This is a genomic window from Riemerella anatipestifer (assembly GCF_009663465.1).
Lineage (GTDB): Bacteria > Bacteroidota > Bacteroidia > Flavobacteriales > Weeksellaceae > Riemerella > Riemerella anatipestifer_C.
In genome coordinates this window covers 14728-32491 of sequence record NZ_QXHU01000004.1, presented here as the reverse complement: position 1 = coordinate 32491, position 17764 = coordinate 14728, and the positions used below count along the sequence as shown (strand labels likewise).

At 34.7% G+C, this 17764-nt stretch carries 14 protein-coding genes; 5 read left to right on the top strand and 9 right to left on the bottom strand.

Going from position 1 to position 17764, the window contains the following annotated elements; all coding sequences use genetic code 11:
* Positions 1-14 precede the first annotated feature (14 nt).
* Positions 15-1136, top strand: coding sequence for an AI-2E family transporter (locus tag D1003_RS06300; protein WP_153936170.1), 1122 nt, complete (start codon positions 15-17; stop codon positions 1134-1136).
* Entirely contained in the window at positions 1126-1344 is a 219-nt protein-coding gene (locus D1003_RS06295; RefSeq protein ID WP_014937782.1) for a DUF3820 family protein, read from the top strand. The genes D1003_RS06300 and D1003_RS06295 overlap by 11 nt, the downstream gene beginning before the upstream one ends.
* Here D1003_RS06295 and D1003_RS06290 read toward each other — a convergent pair.
* The 8 genes from D1003_RS06290 to D1003_RS06255 all read right to left on the bottom strand — a co-directional run bounded on the left by D1003_RS06290 (position 1341) and on the right by D1003_RS06255 (position 13202).
* The gene (locus D1003_RS06290; RefSeq protein WP_153936169.1) at positions 1341-2720 is read right to left on the bottom strand and encodes a tetratricopeptide repeat protein; all 1380 of its coding nucleotides are present in this window, start codon (positions 2718-2720) and stop codon (positions 1341-1343) included. The genes D1003_RS06295 and D1003_RS06290 overlap by 4 nt on opposite strands.
* Positions 2721-2798: 78 nt before the next feature.
* On the bottom strand, positions 2799-4181 hold the full coding sequence (gene glmM, locus D1003_RS06285; protein ID WP_153936168.1) for a phosphoglucosamine mutase: 1383 nt from the start codon (positions 4179-4181) through the stop codon (positions 2799-2801).
* Between the two features lie 43 nt (positions 4182-4224).
* Positions 4225-5661 (bottom strand): TolC family protein, encoded by a 1437-nt coding sequence (locus tag D1003_RS06280; RefSeq protein WP_153936167.1) that lies wholly within the window; start codon positions 5659-5661, stop codon positions 4225-4227.
* Positions 5651-8818: an efflux RND transporter permease subunit gene (locus tag D1003_RS06275; protein ID WP_153936166.1), complete on the bottom strand. Its 3168-nt coding sequence runs from the start codon at positions 8816-8818 to the stop codon at positions 5651-5653. The genes D1003_RS06280 and D1003_RS06275 overlap by 11 nt, the downstream gene beginning before the upstream one ends.
* Positions 8819-8829: 11 nt before the next feature.
* A complete protein-coding gene (locus tag D1003_RS06270; RefSeq protein WP_079207199.1) occupies positions 8830-9912 on the bottom strand; it encodes an efflux RND transporter periplasmic adaptor subunit in 1083 nt (360 codons plus the stop codon).
* A 123-nt stretch (positions 9913-10035) separates the two neighbouring features.
* On the bottom strand, positions 10036-10404 hold the full coding sequence (locus D1003_RS06265; protein WP_153936165.1) for a hypothetical protein: 369 nt from the start codon (positions 10402-10404) through the stop codon (positions 10036-10038).
* Positions 10405-10560: 156 nt separating this feature from the next.
* The gene (pckA, locus tag D1003_RS06260) at positions 10561-12165 is read right to left on the bottom strand and encodes a phosphoenolpyruvate carboxykinase (ATP) (protein ID WP_079207198.1); all 1605 of its coding nucleotides are present in this window, start codon (positions 12163-12165) and stop codon (positions 10561-10563) included.
* Between the two features lie 134 nt (positions 12166-12299).
* Complete coding sequence (locus D1003_RS06255) at positions 12300-13202, bottom strand: GYDIA family GHMP kinase (protein ID WP_153936333.1); 903 nt, start codon at positions 13200-13202, stop codon at positions 12300-12302.
* A 121-nt stretch (positions 13203-13323) separates the two neighbouring features.
* Between D1003_RS06255 and D1003_RS06250 the strand changes: the two genes are divergently transcribed.
* Both D1003_RS06250 and ybeY read left to right on the top strand, forming a co-directional pair.
* The gene (locus tag D1003_RS06250; RefSeq protein WP_153936164.1) at positions 13324-15489 is read left to right on the top strand and encodes a patatin-like phospholipase family protein; all 2166 of its coding nucleotides are present in this window, start codon (positions 13324-13326) and stop codon (positions 15487-15489) included.
* 16 nt (positions 15490-15505) lie between these two features.
* Entirely contained in the window at positions 15506-15928 is a 423-nt protein-coding gene (gene ybeY, locus D1003_RS06245) for an rRNA maturation RNase YbeY (protein WP_153936163.1), read from the top strand.
* A 31-nt stretch (positions 15929-15959) separates the two neighbouring features.
* Here ybeY and D1003_RS06240 read toward each other — a convergent pair whose 3' ends face one another.
* Positions 15960-16631, bottom strand: coding sequence for a DUF6261 family protein (locus D1003_RS06240; protein ID WP_079207193.1), 672 nt, complete (start codon positions 16629-16631; stop codon positions 15960-15962).
* Between the two features lie 566 nt (positions 16632-17197).
* Here D1003_RS06240 and D1003_RS06235 point away from each other — a divergent pair.
* Positions 17198-17533, top strand: coding sequence for a hypothetical protein (locus D1003_RS06235; RefSeq protein ID WP_153936162.1), 336 nt, complete (start codon positions 17198-17200; stop codon positions 17531-17533).
* Positions 17534-17764: the final 231 nt, after the last annotated feature.

Sequence of the window (17764 nt, the reverse complement as noted above, 5' to 3'; positions counted from 1 at the left end):
ATAATTAAATTACAATGGATAATAACAACAAATATAGCGAAGCTATAAGCAATACTAAAATTAAACAAATAGCTCTCATCATCATCATCGTCACATTATTTTTATTGATAGCCTATCAGTTAGCAATGTTCCTACCTTCTTTATTAGGTGCTATAACGCTTTACGTAATTTCACGGAAATACAACCTTTATCTCATAGAAAAAAAGAATTGGAAACCTTGGGCTTCTGCCTTAGTCATTATGCTCGCTACTATAGTTATCCTTATTCTCCCACTTTATTTCCTTATTGATACGCTCATAGAAAAATTGGGTAATGCCCAAGCCTATATGGGTCGGTTTAATGATTTTTTAGACAAAATACACTCTTATATTCTTTCTGAAGTACAAATAGATATTCTAAGTAAAGAAAACTTAGATAAGGTAAAAGAAACTGCAGGACAATTATCTACTACTATTCTTAGCAGTACACTCAATACTGTTACCGTTGTTGTCTCTACCTACTTCCTTCTCTATTTTATGTTAGTAAAACCTAGAATTTTTGAGCGTATTTTAACCAATGCGGCCCCTCTTAAAAGAGCCAATATTAACCTCATCAGCGAAAAAATAAGAAAAATGATTATTGCCAACGCCATAGGAATTCCTGTTGTGGCTTTTGGGCAAGGTCTTGCAGCATTGATAGGCTATCTTATCTTTGGAGCTCCTAGCGTTATACTTTTATTTGCTCTTACCACCATTGCCTCTATGATACCTATTGTTGGTGGTGCTCTTATTTATGTTCCTGTAGCTCTGTTTATGATTGCTGAAGGCGACACTGTTTCGGGTGTAGGATTGGCGATCTATTGTCTTGTTGTAGTGGGACTTATAGATAATGTACTAAGATTTACATTACTCAAAAAATTAGAAGATATACACCCCCTTAATACGGTGTTTGGCATCATCTTAGGAATGAATCTTTTTGGGTTTATGGGATTGGTATTTGGACCAATTTTAGTCTCTGTAACTTTACTTCTAATACAAATATATAGAGACGAATTTTCTGATGAAGATAATGTAGTTATTGCTTCCGATGAAGAAGCTCTAGCAGGTATATCTCCCACAGAAAATAAAAACACTGAAACTACCACCAATGAATCCTGAAATTCTAAAAGAAATCTGCCTTACTAAAATGCCTTTTGGTAAATATAAAAACTACATCTTGGCAGACCTTCCCGTAGCCTATTTAGAGTGGTTTATGAGAAATGGTGGTTTCCCTAAGAATAAACTAGGTATGCAACTAGCCACCGTTTATGAAATTAAAATCAATGGATTAGAAGAACTACTAAAACCAATAAGAAAGAGCCTCTAGCTTTCTTTCTTATTGGCTTTTACCCTTTTTACCTCATCTCGAATAAATGGGTATTTTTGTAACATATCTTGTGCTAGGCTTGGCTCCATTACCAATGCCGTAGCTAAATAATCTCTAGCCTCCTCCTCTCTACCAAGATTAAATAGCACATTACTCATTTGATAGTAAAACTCGGCTCTATCTTTGTGTAAAGAAATAGCTTTTTGTAAGGTTTCTAAGGCTTTATTATACTGTCCTACCAACATCAGTACTTCGGTATAAGCATACCAATTATAAAATCTATCAGATTCTGCCTCTACCATTTTTTCTAAACAAGGTAAACTTTCTTCAAACAACTCCGAATCTATATACAAAAACGCCAACCTTTTCTGATAATCTACATTGGTTTCATTAAGAGCGGTCGCCTCTTTAGCGAAATGAAGCGCCTCTTTCATCTGCCCCATTTCTTCATATAAGAAAGATTGTTCCATCATAGAAAGGTAAAACTGAGGGTCTTCTACTAAAGATTTCTGAAAGGATTTTAGAGCTTGCAAAGGCTTTTTGTTTTCCTTATGACACAAACCTATTTTGTAGTAAGTATACGCCTTAGTATATTCTAATTCTAGCATTTCTTCATATACCTCTACAGCTTTATCCCACTCTTGCATCGCCTCATAACAGGCTGCCTTGTTGGCATAAACCCCAACAGAATTAGAGTTAATGGCTAAAAGATAATCAAATCCTCGTATGGCTTCTTCGTAGTTTTTTCTATTGAAATAAAACTGACCATACTCAAACCAAGCCGTCTCCGAAAAAGGAAATTCTTCTATGTAATGATTAAGGAATTTTATAGCATCATCATTTTTATTTAACTTATAAAAACAAATCATTACATTTTCTAGAGCATAGTCGTCATAAGGGTCATGATTAAGGGCTTTTTTATAATGTATTAAGGCATTAGAAGGATCCTCTAAATTCACATATTCATCAGCGATGAAATTATGCAGAAAATTCTCCTCTTCATTCAGTGTTAAAGCCTTAAGACAGTAATCTATCGCCCTTCTAGGATTGCCTAGATTAGAATAATATTTAGCACAACAAACTAAGAAATCTGTATTTTCTAAAGAAGCCTCCTTTAGCTCGTTAATAAGCTCTTTAGCTTCTCTATACTGCTGTAATTCTAAAAGAACTTCTAGTTTTTTAGTCTTAATATCTAAGGAATTAGGATGAAGTTTTAATGCAAAATTAACGGCAAGTTCAGCATAGGTGGTATCACCCAACTCCAAATAGTGGATGATGATTTCCTCCAAATCATCCGTATCGAAGTAGCGTTCCTCGTTATTTTCTATCATTTCTTCGAACTGCTTTGCCAGTTCATTTTCAAAAAACTCTTCCAAATTAATTTAAAACTTTATTGTTTTCTTTATCAAAAAGAATGCTAAACCAATAGATGATTTAACTTTATTTAATCTTCTTTATATCAAACCTTTAATTTCCTCTATAATTCTATCAGCTAATTCATCTGCTTCTTGTTGAGATTGAGCTTCTGTATAGATTCTAATGATAGGCTCTGTATTAGATTTTCTTAGGTGTACCCAATTATTAGGAAAATCTATTTTAACACCATCTACAGTGGATATTTCTTCATTTTTATAACGCTCCGTCATTTGTTCCAAAAGAGCATCTACATTGATATCTGGTGTAAGTTCTATCTTCTTTTTACCCATAAAATAGGCAGGATAGGTTTGTCTAAGCTCAGACACTGTTTTGTTCTCTTTAGCTAAGTGAGTTAAAAATAAAGCTACTCCTACCAAAGAATCTCTACCATAATGTAAATCTGGATAGATTATTCCGCCGTTACCTTCTCCACCTATTACTGCATTTTTCTCTTTCATCAGAGTCACTACATTAACCTCTCCTACAGCACTCGCAAAATAAGAAGACCCTAAACTTTGAGCCACATCTCTCAATGCACGACCAGAAGAAAGGTTAGAAATAGCTGCTCCTTTTTTATGTCTCAAAAGATAGTCTGCCACGGCCACTAGCGTGTATTCTTCACCAAACATTTCTCCTTTCTCGTCTATAAGAGCCAATCTATCTACATCTGGGTCAACTACAATTCCTAAATCGGCTCCTTCCTTTTTAACCAATTCGCATATATCGGTAAGATGTTCTTTCAACGGCTCGGGATTATGAGGAAAATGCCCATTAGGTTCGCAGTAGAGTTTTACAACTTCGCAACCCAACTCCTCTAAAAGAAGCGGAATAGCTATTCCTCCTGTAGAATTAACGGCATCTAAAACTACTTTAAACTTCTTAGCTTTAACTGCTTGTGCATCTACCATTGGTAGTGCTAATATTTTTTTGATGTGAATATCAAATGCGTCATCACGAGTTTCATAGCTTCCTAAACTATCCACATCAGCATAATTGAAATCTTCTCTTTCTGCTATCGAAAGTACCTCTGCTCCATCTTTACCACTAATGAACTCTCCCTTTTCGTTAAGTAATTTAAGGGCATTCCATTGTTTTGGATTATGGGAAGCGGTAAGAATAATACCTCCATCTGCATTCAACTCTGGCACCATAACCTCCACTGTAGGCGTAGTAGAAAGTCCTAAATCTACAACATGAATCCCCAACCCTTGCAAAGTGGCTGTAACCAAAGAGGATACCATACCTCCAGAAATCCTAGCATCTCGACCTAAGACTAAGGTTAAGTCTTTCTTCTGTTTGGTATTCTGAAGCCAAGTTCCGAAAGCGGAAGTGAACTTTACGACATCTAGCGGCGTTAAGTTTTCATCTACTTTTCCGCCAATTGTACCTCTAATTCCTGATATAGATTTTATAAGTGCCATAGCCTAAATTTTATACCTGCAAAGATAATAAAAATATTAAGCCTTATTTCCATCCACCTCCCAAACTTTTGTAGAGGTATACCGTTGCATTCAGTTGTGTATTTTTAGCTTCTATGAGTTCCATTTTGGCATCTAAGGCATCTCTTTGCGTCATCAAAACCTCCATATAATCTGCCCTAGCATTAGTAAACAGAAGGTTTGAAATTCCTATCGCCTCGTCTAAATCTTTGCTTTGAGTGTGTTTTAAATCAAAATACTGTTGGTAATTTTTAATTTTATTCAAATTATTAGAGACTTCCATATAAGCTTTAATAAGCGTTTTATTATACTCATACAAAGCCTGTAGTTGAGACGCATTCGCCGTATTAAATTTTGCTTTTATCGCTGATTTGTTAATTAACGGTCCTACCAAATCTCCCACTATATTATAAGCTAAAGACTCTGGAAAATGAGTGAAGTAACTTGGTTTAAAAGCCTCTAAACCAGCTCCAAAAGTAATATTTAAAGAAGGATAAAACTCTTTTCTAGCAGCTTCTACATCTAACTTAGCAGCCTCTAACTCTAGCTCTGCTTGTTTAACATCTGGTCTATTAGCTAGTAACTCCGAAGGAATACCTGTTTTAATAGACTGTGGTACGAGATCCAAAAATTCTGCACTTGAACGAGGAATAGGCTGGTAAAATCTTCCTAGTAACAAATTGATGTCATTCTCTTTCTCTAAAATACTTTGCTGAACTGTGTATAAATTCGCTGATGATTTTGCTAATTCAGCTTCAAATTTTTTAACTGATAACTCCGTAGTTGCAGCCGCCTGTTTTTGAATTTTAGAAACCTCCAAGGCTTTTCTTTGAAGTTCAATATATTTTTTAAGATAAGAGTATTGGCTATCCAAAGCTAAAAGTTCATAATAGCTTTGTGCCACTTCTGCTATTAAACTTGAAAGCACAAAATTCTTACCTTCTACTGTGGCTAGATAGTGAGCTATTGCAGATTTTTTTTCTGTTCTGAGCTTATTCCAAATATCCACCTCCCAATCGGCTTGTAAACCTACTCCAAAATTACCCAACGGATCTGGAATCGGCTTTCCTTCTTCCATCTGAGTCGCTGCATCTCCTGCACCTTCACTAGTGTAACGCCCTACTTTTTTAACGCCAGCAGCTACCTCCACAGAAACTGAGGGAAACAATCTTCCGTTTCTATACATTACACTACTTTTGGCTTTTTCTATCTCTTGTAATGTAATTAGTAACTCTTGATTGTTATTAAGAGCCATTTCTATTAAAGAAACTAAATGAGGATCCGTAAAAAATTCTCTCCAAGGTGGAGTTCCTGTGCTTTTATTAAAAACTTCATCTTTTGTATAGCTTTCTGGTAGAGCCTCTTTTACATTATCTTTTACTTGTAATGGTGCTGGTGCTTTACAATTAACTAGCACTAAGCTACCCACTACCAATGATATATATTTTAGTTTAGTTTTCATCTTCAATTTCTTCAGTTAATGGATTAAGGTCTTCATATTCTGCCAACTCATTTTTTCTTGCTATTTTACCAAAAATAAGATATAAGCCAGGGATAAGTACTACGCCAAATATTGTCCCAATAAACATACCTCCTGCCGCTGCAGTTCCTATCGTTCTATTACCTATTGCTCCTGGGCCTGTTGCCAAAGCTAAAGGAATAAGCCCCGCAATAAATGCAAAAGATGTCATTAAAATAGGACGAAAACGCGTTACAGCTCCTTCTATAGCCGCTTTCAATATTGTAGCTCCTTCATTTTTTCTCTGCACTGCATATTCTACTATAAGTACTGCATTTTTACCCAATAAACCTATCAACATTACTAAGGCAACTTGTGCATAGATATTATTTTCTAAACCAAAAAGTTTAAGGAATAAAAACGCTCCAAAAATACCCGCTGGTAAGCACAATATTACAGGTAACGGAAGAATAAAACTTTCATACTGTGCTGATAATATAAGATATACAAATCCTAAACAAATTAGAAATATGTAAACCGCCTCGTTGCCCCTACCTACCTCATCTTTGGATATCCCAGCCCAATCTATCCCATAGCCTCTAGGCAGGGTTTTATCTGCTGTTTCTTTTATAGCCTCTATGGCTTGCCCACTACTGTAACCTTCCGAAGGATAACCACTTATTTGTGCAGAATTATACATATTATGTCTAGTAATTTCACTCATGCCATAAACTTTCTCCATATGCATAAAATCTGAATAAGGTACCATTTCCTCTTTATCATTTTTAACATAAAGATTCATAATATCTTGAGGTAAAGCTCTGTACTGAGGTGCAGCCTGAACAATAACCTTGTATGGCTTACCAAAACGGATAAATCCTGTTTCGTAGTTAGAACCTATTAAAGTGGAAAGGTTATTCATCGCACTACCTATACTTACCCCTTTTTGTTCTGCAATATCATTATCTACTTTCAACATATATTGTGGAAAACTAGCAGAATAAAATGTAAATACAGACGCCAGTTCTGGTCTTTTGCTTAGCTCCTTTACAAAGTTACGACTGACCTCTTCCATTTTAGCATAATCGTTACTTCCTGTTTTATCCAGCAATCTCAATTCAAATCCTCCTGCTGCACCATAACCTGGTATAGATGGTGGTTGGAAAAACTCAATATTAGAACCTCCTATATCTTTACATTTCTCCTCTAGTTCTTCTATAATTTCGGTAGCAGATTTATCTCTTTCGTCCCAATTTTTAAGGTTGATTAAACAAGTTCCTGAGTTAGCTCCTGTACCTTCTGATAAAATTTCGTATCCAGCTAATGATGATACAGATTTTACCCCTTCTATTCCCTCTGCTATTTTCTGTATTTTTAGAGCCTGTTGATTGGTTCTCTCTATGGTAGAGCCTGGAGGTGTTTGCACAATGGCATAAATCATTCCTTGGTCTTCGTTAGGTATAAATCCTGACGGAAGTCCATTATTAAGAAAATATACAAGAAAACAAAATACTGATAATCCGCCTAATGTAATCCATTTTTTACTTACAGTCTTATACAAAAGGGTTTCATATCTTTTTGTCCCTTTGGCAAATACTCTATTAAATCCATCTATAAATCTATTGATAGGCGTCTTCTTTCTCTCTTTACCATGATTATTTTTAAGAATTAAAGCACATAATGCCGGCGTAAGTGTAAGAGCCACTATCCCAGAAAGTATAATAGACGATGCCATAGTGATAGAAAACTGTCGATAAAATACTCCTACAGGACCACTCATAAACGCCACAGGAATAAATACCGCTGCCATAACCAAAGTAATTGCTATAATAGCTCCACTTATTTCTCCCATTGCTTCTTGTGTAGCTTCTAGTGGTGATAAATGCTTTTCTTCCATCTTTGCATGCACGGCTTCTATAACCACAATGGCATCATCTACTACCACACCTATCGCCATTACCAATGCAAAAAGGGTAATCATATTTACCGTTATCCCAAAGGAGGACATTACCGCAAAAGCACCTATTAAAGACACTGGCACAGCCAACGCTGGTATAAGTGTAGAACGCCAATCACCCAAAAAGATAAAAACAACTATCCCTACCAATACAAAGGCTTCGAATAAGGTATGGACGACCTTCTCCATAGAGGCGTCTAAGAAGCGAGAAACATCATAACTTATCTCATAGTGCATTCCTTTCGGGAAAGAGGTTTTATTAAGTTCTTCTAGCAATGTTTTTACATTTTTAATTACCTCACTAGCATTAGACCCGTAAGACTGCTTAATTGTAATCGCTGCAGATGGCTTACCATTAAGCGTAGAGTAGATATCATACATTGAACTTCCGAATTCTACATCTGCTACATCTTTCAACCGTACAAACTCCCCATTAGAATTTGCTTTTACAATGATATTACCATAGTCTTTTTCATTATCGAAACGTCCAGGATACTTTAATACATATTCAAATGATTGTGAACGCTTCCCAGAACTTTCTCCTGTTCTACCTGGAGAAGCTTCTAAACTTTGAGAACTAAGCGCTTCCATCACCTCATCAGTAGAAATATTATATGCAGTAAGCCTATCAGGTTTTAGCCAAATACGCATCGCATACTCTCTGGTTCCAAGTATATCAGCAAACCCAACACCATTAACCCTTCTTAACTCTGGAAGAATGTTAATATCTGCATAATTGAATAAAAACTTTTGGTCGGCTTTAGGGTCATCACTATAGAGATTAACATACATCAGCATATTAGGTTCTTCTCTCGTAATTTTAACCCCTTCTCGTACCACCAAAGGAGGCAATTTGTTAATGGCTGAAGAAACTCTATTCTGCACATTTACAGCTGCTAAGTTAGGGTCTGTACCCAAATTAAAAACTACTTGTATGGAGGCTACCCCATCATTCCCTGCATCAGAGGTAATGTATTTCATTCCTTGTACCCCATTTAGAGCTTGTTCTAAAGGAATTACTACTGATTTTACCAAAAGTTCATTATTGGCACCTGGATATTCTGCCGTAATATTTACTTTAGGTGGCGAGATAGACGGAAATTGGGTAATAGGTAAACTTAATAAAGATAATACTCCCAAAAATACTATGATAAGAGAAATTACTATTGATAGTACAGGTCTCTTTATGAATGTTTTAAACATAGCTTAATATTTTAGTTGGCATTAAGTTTTAGAGTTTTTAATACCTCTTTAGGGTTCTGGAATTGAGTTTTTACAACATCATTATCCCTTACTTTTTGTACTCCTTCTAATAATATTTTATCACCTACAGAAAGCCCTGAACTCACCACATAAATATCTGGTAAAGAATAAATAACTTTAATATTTCTAGATTCTACTTTACCATTTTTATCCACAACAAAAACATATTTCTGATCCTGAATTTCATAGGTTGCTTTTTGTGGAATAATAAGTGCGTTTTTCACTGGAATCTCCATTCTTACTTTTCCTGTTTGTCCGTTTCTTAAAAGCAAATCTGAGTTAGGAAACTTGGCACGGAAGGCTATATTACCTGTTTCATTATTAAACTCTCCTTCTATATTTTGGATAAAACCTTTCTCTGGGTGCTCTTGACCATTTGCCATAACTAGAGTTACTTGCTGCTTGCTTCTCTCATCAGCATTGGTTTGATAACTCAAATATTCTGGTTCAGAGACATTAAAATAGGCGTAGACATTGGTATTATCTGAAAGACTTGTTAACAAATCTCCTTCTTCTATAAGACTTCCTAATTTGAGAGGAATTCTATTGATAATACCAGAAAACGGGGCTCTAATAGTGGTAAAAGACAAATGTAACTGAGCCATTCTCATTTCTGCACTAGCCGCATCTAGCTTAGCTTTAGCCAAAGCTTTTTCATTTTTGGAAACAATATTATTCCCTGCCAAAATACTTGCGTTTTGATATTCTATTCTAGCTTGTTCTACTTCAGCCCTTGTTTTCATGAGTTCAGCTTCATAGACTTGTGGCATTATTCTGAACAGAACTTGTCCTGCTTTTACATACTGACCTTCGTCCACATAGATTTTATCCAAAAAACCCTTCCCTTGAGCTCTTATTTCTATATTTTTTTGGGATTGTATTTGAGCTACAAAATCTTTGGAGATATTAGTATCCATTTTTAGGGGTTGAGTTGTTGGATAAATAGGCATCTCTTCTTTTTTATCTTTATCTTCTGACTTGCAAGAGGATAGATTTAAAATTATTAGTACTGATAAAAGTGTGATTTTATTCATTTCGTTAATTTGTTAAGTTATTAGAAAATTATGATTCTCATCAAACTTAGTTTGATAGAAAGAGAGCATATCCGTATATCAAAATACGGGTATACACGATAATTTTTACAATAAAAAAACAAATCAAATTCTAATAGAACGAATGAAGATATAGCGTTTTACCTTTAGATAAGAAAAAACAGAGGTATCTCTGTACAGTATTTTAGCTATCTTAAAGAGAACTACAGAAAGTAGAACGTAAAAAAAGACTTCCTTAATCGTACTGGAAATAAAAGAACTGAAATCTTCATCTATCTCTACTAAAGAGGCTATTAAACTAACGGTATCCTCGGATAAGTCTTTCTCAATAAGAGATGTGTGTTTTTTAGAAAATTTAGCCAATGTTGTACCTACCTCTTTACCAATTGGTAGCGTCATAGAGTTTGCCTCTATCTTCCACGAGGAAAATAAAGTAATCAAAACGACTAATAAAAGGGCTAAATACTTTTTCATTTCAGTGAGCAAAGGTAATTAGAGATTTCTTATTACAATGTGTATTAACAAACTTTAACATATCATAATTGACTATTGATATTTTAATAACAAGAAAATAGAGTGGCCAATTAGATTAACCACTCTATTCTCACTCAAAATATTTCTAGTAAAAATTTATAACTGAGGTCCTGCCGCTACTAATCTCTTACCTTCTTCAGTATCTGTATATTGTTCAAAATTCTTAATATACTTAGCTGCTAGAGATTTTGCTTTTTCTTCCCATTCTGCTGGTGTAGCGTAAGTATCTCTTGGATCTAGAATACCTTCGGAAACATTAGGTAACGAAGTAGGAATTTCTAAATTCATTACAGGAACTACGCTCTTAGGAGCATTATCTATAGAACCATCTAAAATAGCATCAATGATAGCTCTTGTATCTTTTAATGAAATTCTCTTACCTGTACCATTCCACCCAGTGTTTACTAAATAAGCCTTAGCACCGTGCTCTTTCATTTTACTAATCAATGTTTTAGAGTACATTGTTGGGTGTAAAGTAAGGAATGCTTCCCCAAACGCTGGCGAAAACGAAGGTGTAGGTTCTGTGATACCTCTCTCTGTTCCTGCTAACTTAGAAGTATATCCACACAAGAAGTGATATTGTGCTTGGTCTTCTGAAAGTATAGATACTGGAGGTAATACTCCAAAAGCATCAGCTGATAGATATATAATCTTGCTAGCATGTCCTGCTTTAGAAGGAAGTACTATCTTATTGATATGATAGATAGGGTAAGAAACTCTAGTATTTTCTGTAATAGAACCGTCTTTATAATCTATCTCACCGTATTCATTTACCACAACATTCTCTAATAAAGCGTCTCTCTTAATTGCTCTAAAGATGTCTGGTTCTTTCTCCTCTGTAAGGTCGATAACTTTAGCGTAGCAACCTCCTTCATAGTTGAATACTCCGTTGTTATCCCAACCGTGCTCATCATCACCTATTAGGTATCTTTTCGGGTCTGCAGAAAGCGTTGTTTTACCTGTTCCAGAAAGACCAAAGAATAATGCTACATCTCCTTTTTCTCCCACATTGGCAGAACAGTGCATAGATGCCATACCTTTAAGTGGTAGGTAGTAGTTCATCATCGCAAACATACCTTTTTTCATCTCTCCACCGTACCAAGTACCTCCTATAATTTGGATTTTTTCTGTAAGGTTAAACATCACGAAATTTTCAGAGTTTAGACCTTGTTTTTCCCAATCAGGGTTAGTTGTTTTAGAACCGTTCATCACAACAAAATCAGGCTCTCCGAAGTTTTCTAACTCGTGAACAGATGGTCTGATGAACATATTGGTAACAAAGTGCGCTTGCCAAGCCACCTCCATTACAAATCTTACTTTAAGTCTAGTATCAGGGTTAGTTCCACAGAAAGCATCTACTACATAAAGTTTTTTAGAGGTAGAAAGCTGCTGAAGTACCAAATCTTTACAATGTGCAAAAACCTCTGGAGAGGTAGGTCTATTAACATTACCATCCCAGTGTATTGTTTCTTTAGTGGTATCATCTAATACGATATATCTATCCTTAGGAGATCTTCCTGTAAAAATTCCTGTTTTAACGGCTACTGCTCCTGATTCTGTTTGAGCTCCTTTTTCAAAGCCTTTGTTCTTATCAGAAACCTCTGCTTTATGCAGTTCTTCGTAACTAGGATTATACACGACTTCATGATAACCTGTAATCCCTAAATTGTGCAACTCTTGGATAATTTTTAAATTTTTCATAGGTGATGTGTAATTATATATAATTTATGGTTTTATTTTTCGGTTCACAAATTTACTTATTCCGTAAGAGGAACGGTGCGTTAAAGATAATGATATTAGTCAGAAAATGCAACTTAAAAATAAACTACTGATTATCATAAAATTATATCCGAAAAATTAAAAATATCAGAAAAACCTTTCTCCCTAAAGTAAGTCTCTGCCCTAGAAAAATTCTCTGCCATAATAAAATCTCCACCCCAAGCTCCTAAACTTTTTATGAACCCTGGATAATCCGAAAAATAGAGTTCTCTTACCGTAGGTATCCCTAAAAATTCTGAAAGTTTTTGCTCGTGTACTTTCATCAATTTTGAGAACTCTGCTAAACTATCTGCTTCTAGCACCGCATCAGTAAGTTCTGAAAAAAAGTCTATATTCTTTTTAGACTTTTCTCTTGTTTTATACAGAGTAATACCTTCTCTACTATCTTGCTTTTGGTTTAGATGTACGAAGAGTAAATCGTCTTTAAATTTAGGTGAAAAAAGCACAGGTACAACTTCCCTAAAAGGCTTTAGCTGGTACAATATAGATTGTTCTTCTAACGCTACTGCTACATCGTAGCCACTACCTCCCAATGTCTTCTCGTTAAGAAGAAAAGCATCTACTTTTGCCCATTTTGCTAAGTTAGCCATAAGCGTAGAGCTACTCCCCAGACCATAATTGGCAGGAAACTGAAGATTAGTTTTGATATGATAGGAAACTCCTTTTTTAAACTTTTCTAACGAAATAGATTCTAGATACTTTAATACCTTTAGAATAAATTCGGCATTAGTCCTTAAATTGGTAGAAATAATCTCCCACTTACGATAGTCTATCTCTATAGACAGCCACAACTGGTTTTGATGATAAGTTTCCCAAAAGATTTTAGCATTGTTATCCTCTTTTTCTTCCACCCACAAATCTTGCCCCATTTTGGTAGGCAACGCTAGAGCTTTAGCACCGTCTAAAACAACATATTCGGAAGTGATGAGTAATTTTCCTGGTGAAAAATAATGTTCCATCATAAGGCAAAGTTAATTCTAATTATCCAGTTTTAAAACAAGTAAACTTTATTTTGCCTCAATTATTAGTTGATATATTGTTATATTTGTTCATTGGTTTATTATCTAACACATAACCTTTATGCTTATGAAAAAAGTATTATGGCTGAGTTTACTACTTACATTTTTTACTTACAAATCTCAAGTAAAGGATAATCTAAACACCCCAAAAAAGCCAAAAATAGGGCTTGTTTTGGCAGGTGGCGGCGCTAAAGGTTTTGCTCACGTGGGTGTTCTTAAAGTTTTAGACTCGTTAGGTGTAAAGGTAGATTATATTTCGGGGACGAGTATGGGGGCTATTGTGGGTGGACTATATGCTTCTGGATATACAGGAAACGATATTGAGAAAATAATAACCAATACCGATTTTTACGACATCATTGCTAACGAAAAAAACAGAAAAGAAACTTCCTTTTTCAGCAAAACCACAGACAAATACCTTCTGAATATCCCCATAAAAAATGGTAAAATAAATGTACTCCCTAAAGCTATTTCTACGGGACAGAAGAACATTTATATGCTTAAAGATTTATTTAAGAATGTTTCTAATGTAGAGAATTTTTCTCAACTTCCTATCCCATTTATGTGTGTTACCACAAACCTTGAAAGTGGTAAGATGAAAATCTTTGAAAAAGGAGATTTAATTAAAGCTATTATGGCGAGTTCTGCCTACCCTTCGCTTATGGACCCTGTTAAGATAGGTGATAGCCTTTATATAGATGGTGCTATGACCATCAACTACCCTGCACAACCTCTCAAAGAGAAAGGAATGGACATTATCATAGGGGTAGATTTAAGTCAAGGTTTAGCTAAAAGAGAGGATTTGCAAAGTGCCATTAGTATCCTCAACCAAGTGATAGATTTTGGCATACAGAATGAAACCCAAAATCAATATCAATACATTGACATCAACATACACCCAAAGCTAGACGGTATGAATGCCACCAGCTACGGAGATAAAGAAAAAATACTAAAACTAGGCTACGAAGAAGCTCAAAAATATATCGATATACTATCTAAACTCCCTAAACGGAAACACACCCAACTAAGAGTAGCATCTAGCCCTATTTATTCTAACATTTACAAAATAGATAGTTTGGAGGTGATAAATAATAAGGTATTTAGCCGTTCGTATTTACAGGGCAAAATGAATCTGAAGGTACCATCGTTGCAATCTTATGGAAGCATCAATAAAATGATAGATAAACTGTATGCTACCAATAATTATGACCTCATCAATTATGATATTATCCAAAATAACGGCAAAAATACACTCCAAGTTACAGTAGATGAAGACCAAAGCAGATATTATCTAAAGTTTGGATTACATTATGATGAGTTATTTAAAACCGGACTACTCATCAATGCCACTGCCAGAAGACTACTACTACCCAACTCTACTGTATCATTAGATGTTGTAGTGGGAGATAGCCCTAGATATTACTTTAACTATTTTATGGATAATGGCTATATACCAGGGCTTGGAGTTTCCTCTTCAGGAATGAAACTAAACCTCAAAAACAATACGGGTACTATTACGGAGGATTGGACTTGGCTAAGAAACGAAGTATTTATCCACTCTATATGGAGGGACAGATATGCTATAGGGGGAGGGCTTAGCCACGATTATTTTAAAACGAATAATCCCTATATTAACGAAATAAAAAACTTTATCAACCCTTACTTTTTCATAAAGAGTGATACACAGGACGACAAAAACTTCCCTACCAGAGGTTTCTACCTAGATGCTGAAGGTAAAATATTAAATCTATTTAGCGACAAAAACTCCGAAATTACTCCCATACAAGTAAAGGCAGACCTTAGAATGAATTTCCCTATCAGCAGTTGGCTTACCTATAATCTAAGTCTTTTTGGAGGATTTACGACAAACCACGAGGATTTATCTTACTTCTATCAGTACCGTATAGGTGGTATTTTTGAACAAAAACTAGGTAATTTTGCACAAATGCAAGGGCATTATTTCGGATATACAAGTAGCCCAAATCTATTAACTGCAACCAATAATTTTCAGTTTAAGATACAGAAAAGCTATTTCATTATCGCTCATTTCGGTATGGCCAATCTTTTCAATGAAATCAATCTGAAGGATATGCTTAATATCAATCATAAAGGGCTAGGCATTACGGCAGGATACAAATCACCTTTTGGACAAATAAAAATAAACTACAGCAATCCCCTAAACAAAAACAAAGGAATGTTTAACGTCGTATTAGGACATTGGTTTTAAAAAAACTTAATTAAAAATGATACAATTCTTTTTTGAAGAAATAGAGCCCATTAGTATATCTACCGACATCAGCAAATGGCTAGAGCAAATCATCTTATCAGAACACAAAAAGCCAGGTAAAATAAACTATATATTCTGTGATGACGAGTATCTCCTCAAGATAAATCAAGAGCATTTACAGCACGATTATTATACCGATATTATTACCTTCGACTATGTGAGAGGAAACACCATATCAGGCGATATTTTTGTATCCGTAGAACGCGTTAAAGACAATGCCTCTACCCTATCCAAAGACTACCAGTCAGAATTTCTAAGAGTATTAGCTCACGGCGTTCTGCATCTCTGCGGATACAAAGACAAAACAGAAGAAGACATTAAAACAATGCGTGGAAAAGAGGATTTCTACCTTAGCAAAACCACCTTAACCCCTCGTTAGGACTAAGGTGGTTTTAGAATGAAAAACTTCCCTAAGCGTTTTTAGCCGATTTTATAATCTCATTCAGTTCTTTATAGAGAGCTGCCCACTCCGTTTGAGATTGCATTGCCGACACCAGATTGATATAATTCCGTATTGATTTTTCTATATCCCCACGCAAGGCACTAGCAGATTTAGTGAGTCTTAGTGTTGCATTCGCTTCGGTTTGTTCCGATAGGAGGTTAGAAAATGTTTCTTGTTTCGTTTTTAAATCATTAAATACAGGAGTTAAATTAAGAGCATTTAGAGCCGTTTTATTGGGTTCTGCATCTAGTTCTGCGAGCAATTTGTTAAGCAATACCGACTGGTCTGCATAAGACTTTTTATCCAAATTCAAATCATTACGCTTAAAAACCTCATACAACGCCACCGCCTTCTCTTGGTTTGGCAATAAGTCCAGAGCCGCATAGGCTTTTAGATACACCTTAAGACCCACAAAAACCTTATCTCGCTCCTTATCCGCTTGGGCAACCTCTGCCCCTTTGCCGCTATACAACTGTTTTGCCACCAAATCTTTGTACAAATCATACTCCGCCTCCAGAGCCTTTAGCAAAGGGTGGTTGCTTATACTAATGGTATAGTTTCCATTCTTAGATGCCGAAATCAAACGCTCTGCTAACGCAGCAAGTGTAACGGTTTTTAATTTTCCTAAACTAATTTTCATTTTTAAAAAGATTTTAAAAGATTTACTATATTTTATGTGCTGAAGTTAAAAAAATTCAGATAAACACGCAATATTTTCTTTATTTAAGACAAATCATTTTCAGTGTCAGTTCCCATATATTCGGTAGTTCATACTTAAACTGATAAGCTCTAAATCTGAAAGTTTAGGTAGCCTTCTTTGATAAGGCAAGATAATTTTTAGTATTTTTTGTAACTTGCACCCGTTGTTTTATTTAGAAATATATCGTAATTAAAATAATATGCTGATTTTTCATCAAAATGAATATTTTATTTAATAATCATAATGCACAACGGAATGCTATAATATATCTTTATGCATCGGTTGGAAAGTTCAATCATCTAGAATGGGCTAATGGAACAGCAATATATTATTGGGTAAATCATTCAAATTTTGGAATGCCAGATTATTTATCTTTTTTTAATACTTTATATTGCTTTGTTATTTCACTTCTCTATAATAATTTTTTACGGAATATTTTCGCTTTTCTTTTCTATTAGCATAGTATTAACTCTTTATTTGTATCCCATACACCAAAACTTAAAATTATGGACTCAAAAAAAATAAAATTATTTTACTTATTGCCAATAGGCATAGTTACTCTCTATACATTCTTTTTATTATATAAGTTTGAAAATATTCCTAATACAATACCCATATATGGATATGGAGATAAAGCTAAGTTTGGAAAAAAAATACTTATTTGGCTTCCAGTAGCATTAAATTATTTAATCTTAATGTTTATTTGGGTTCTAATTAAAAACCCAAATAAACTAAATTTACCAATAGAAATTAATAATAAAGAAAAAGTACAAATAATCTTGATTATATTATCAACTATTATCTCAATATTCTTTTGTTTATTATTTGTAGATATTTTTTAAAGATTACATTAGATAAAATAAATTTTAGCTACAAAATATTTAAGCATACACATTGAAATTATTAAAAACTTACTCTATTTATTGCAGTAGAGCTTACAAAATACCAAAGTAGAGCTTCCGTTCGCCATTAGAATTTTTAAAATGAGGCGGTAACACCTCCGTATCCATACAGAACTTTTAAATCATCAGGGTAGAGTTTCCGCCTGTGTACTTTGCTTTTAAAATATTAAA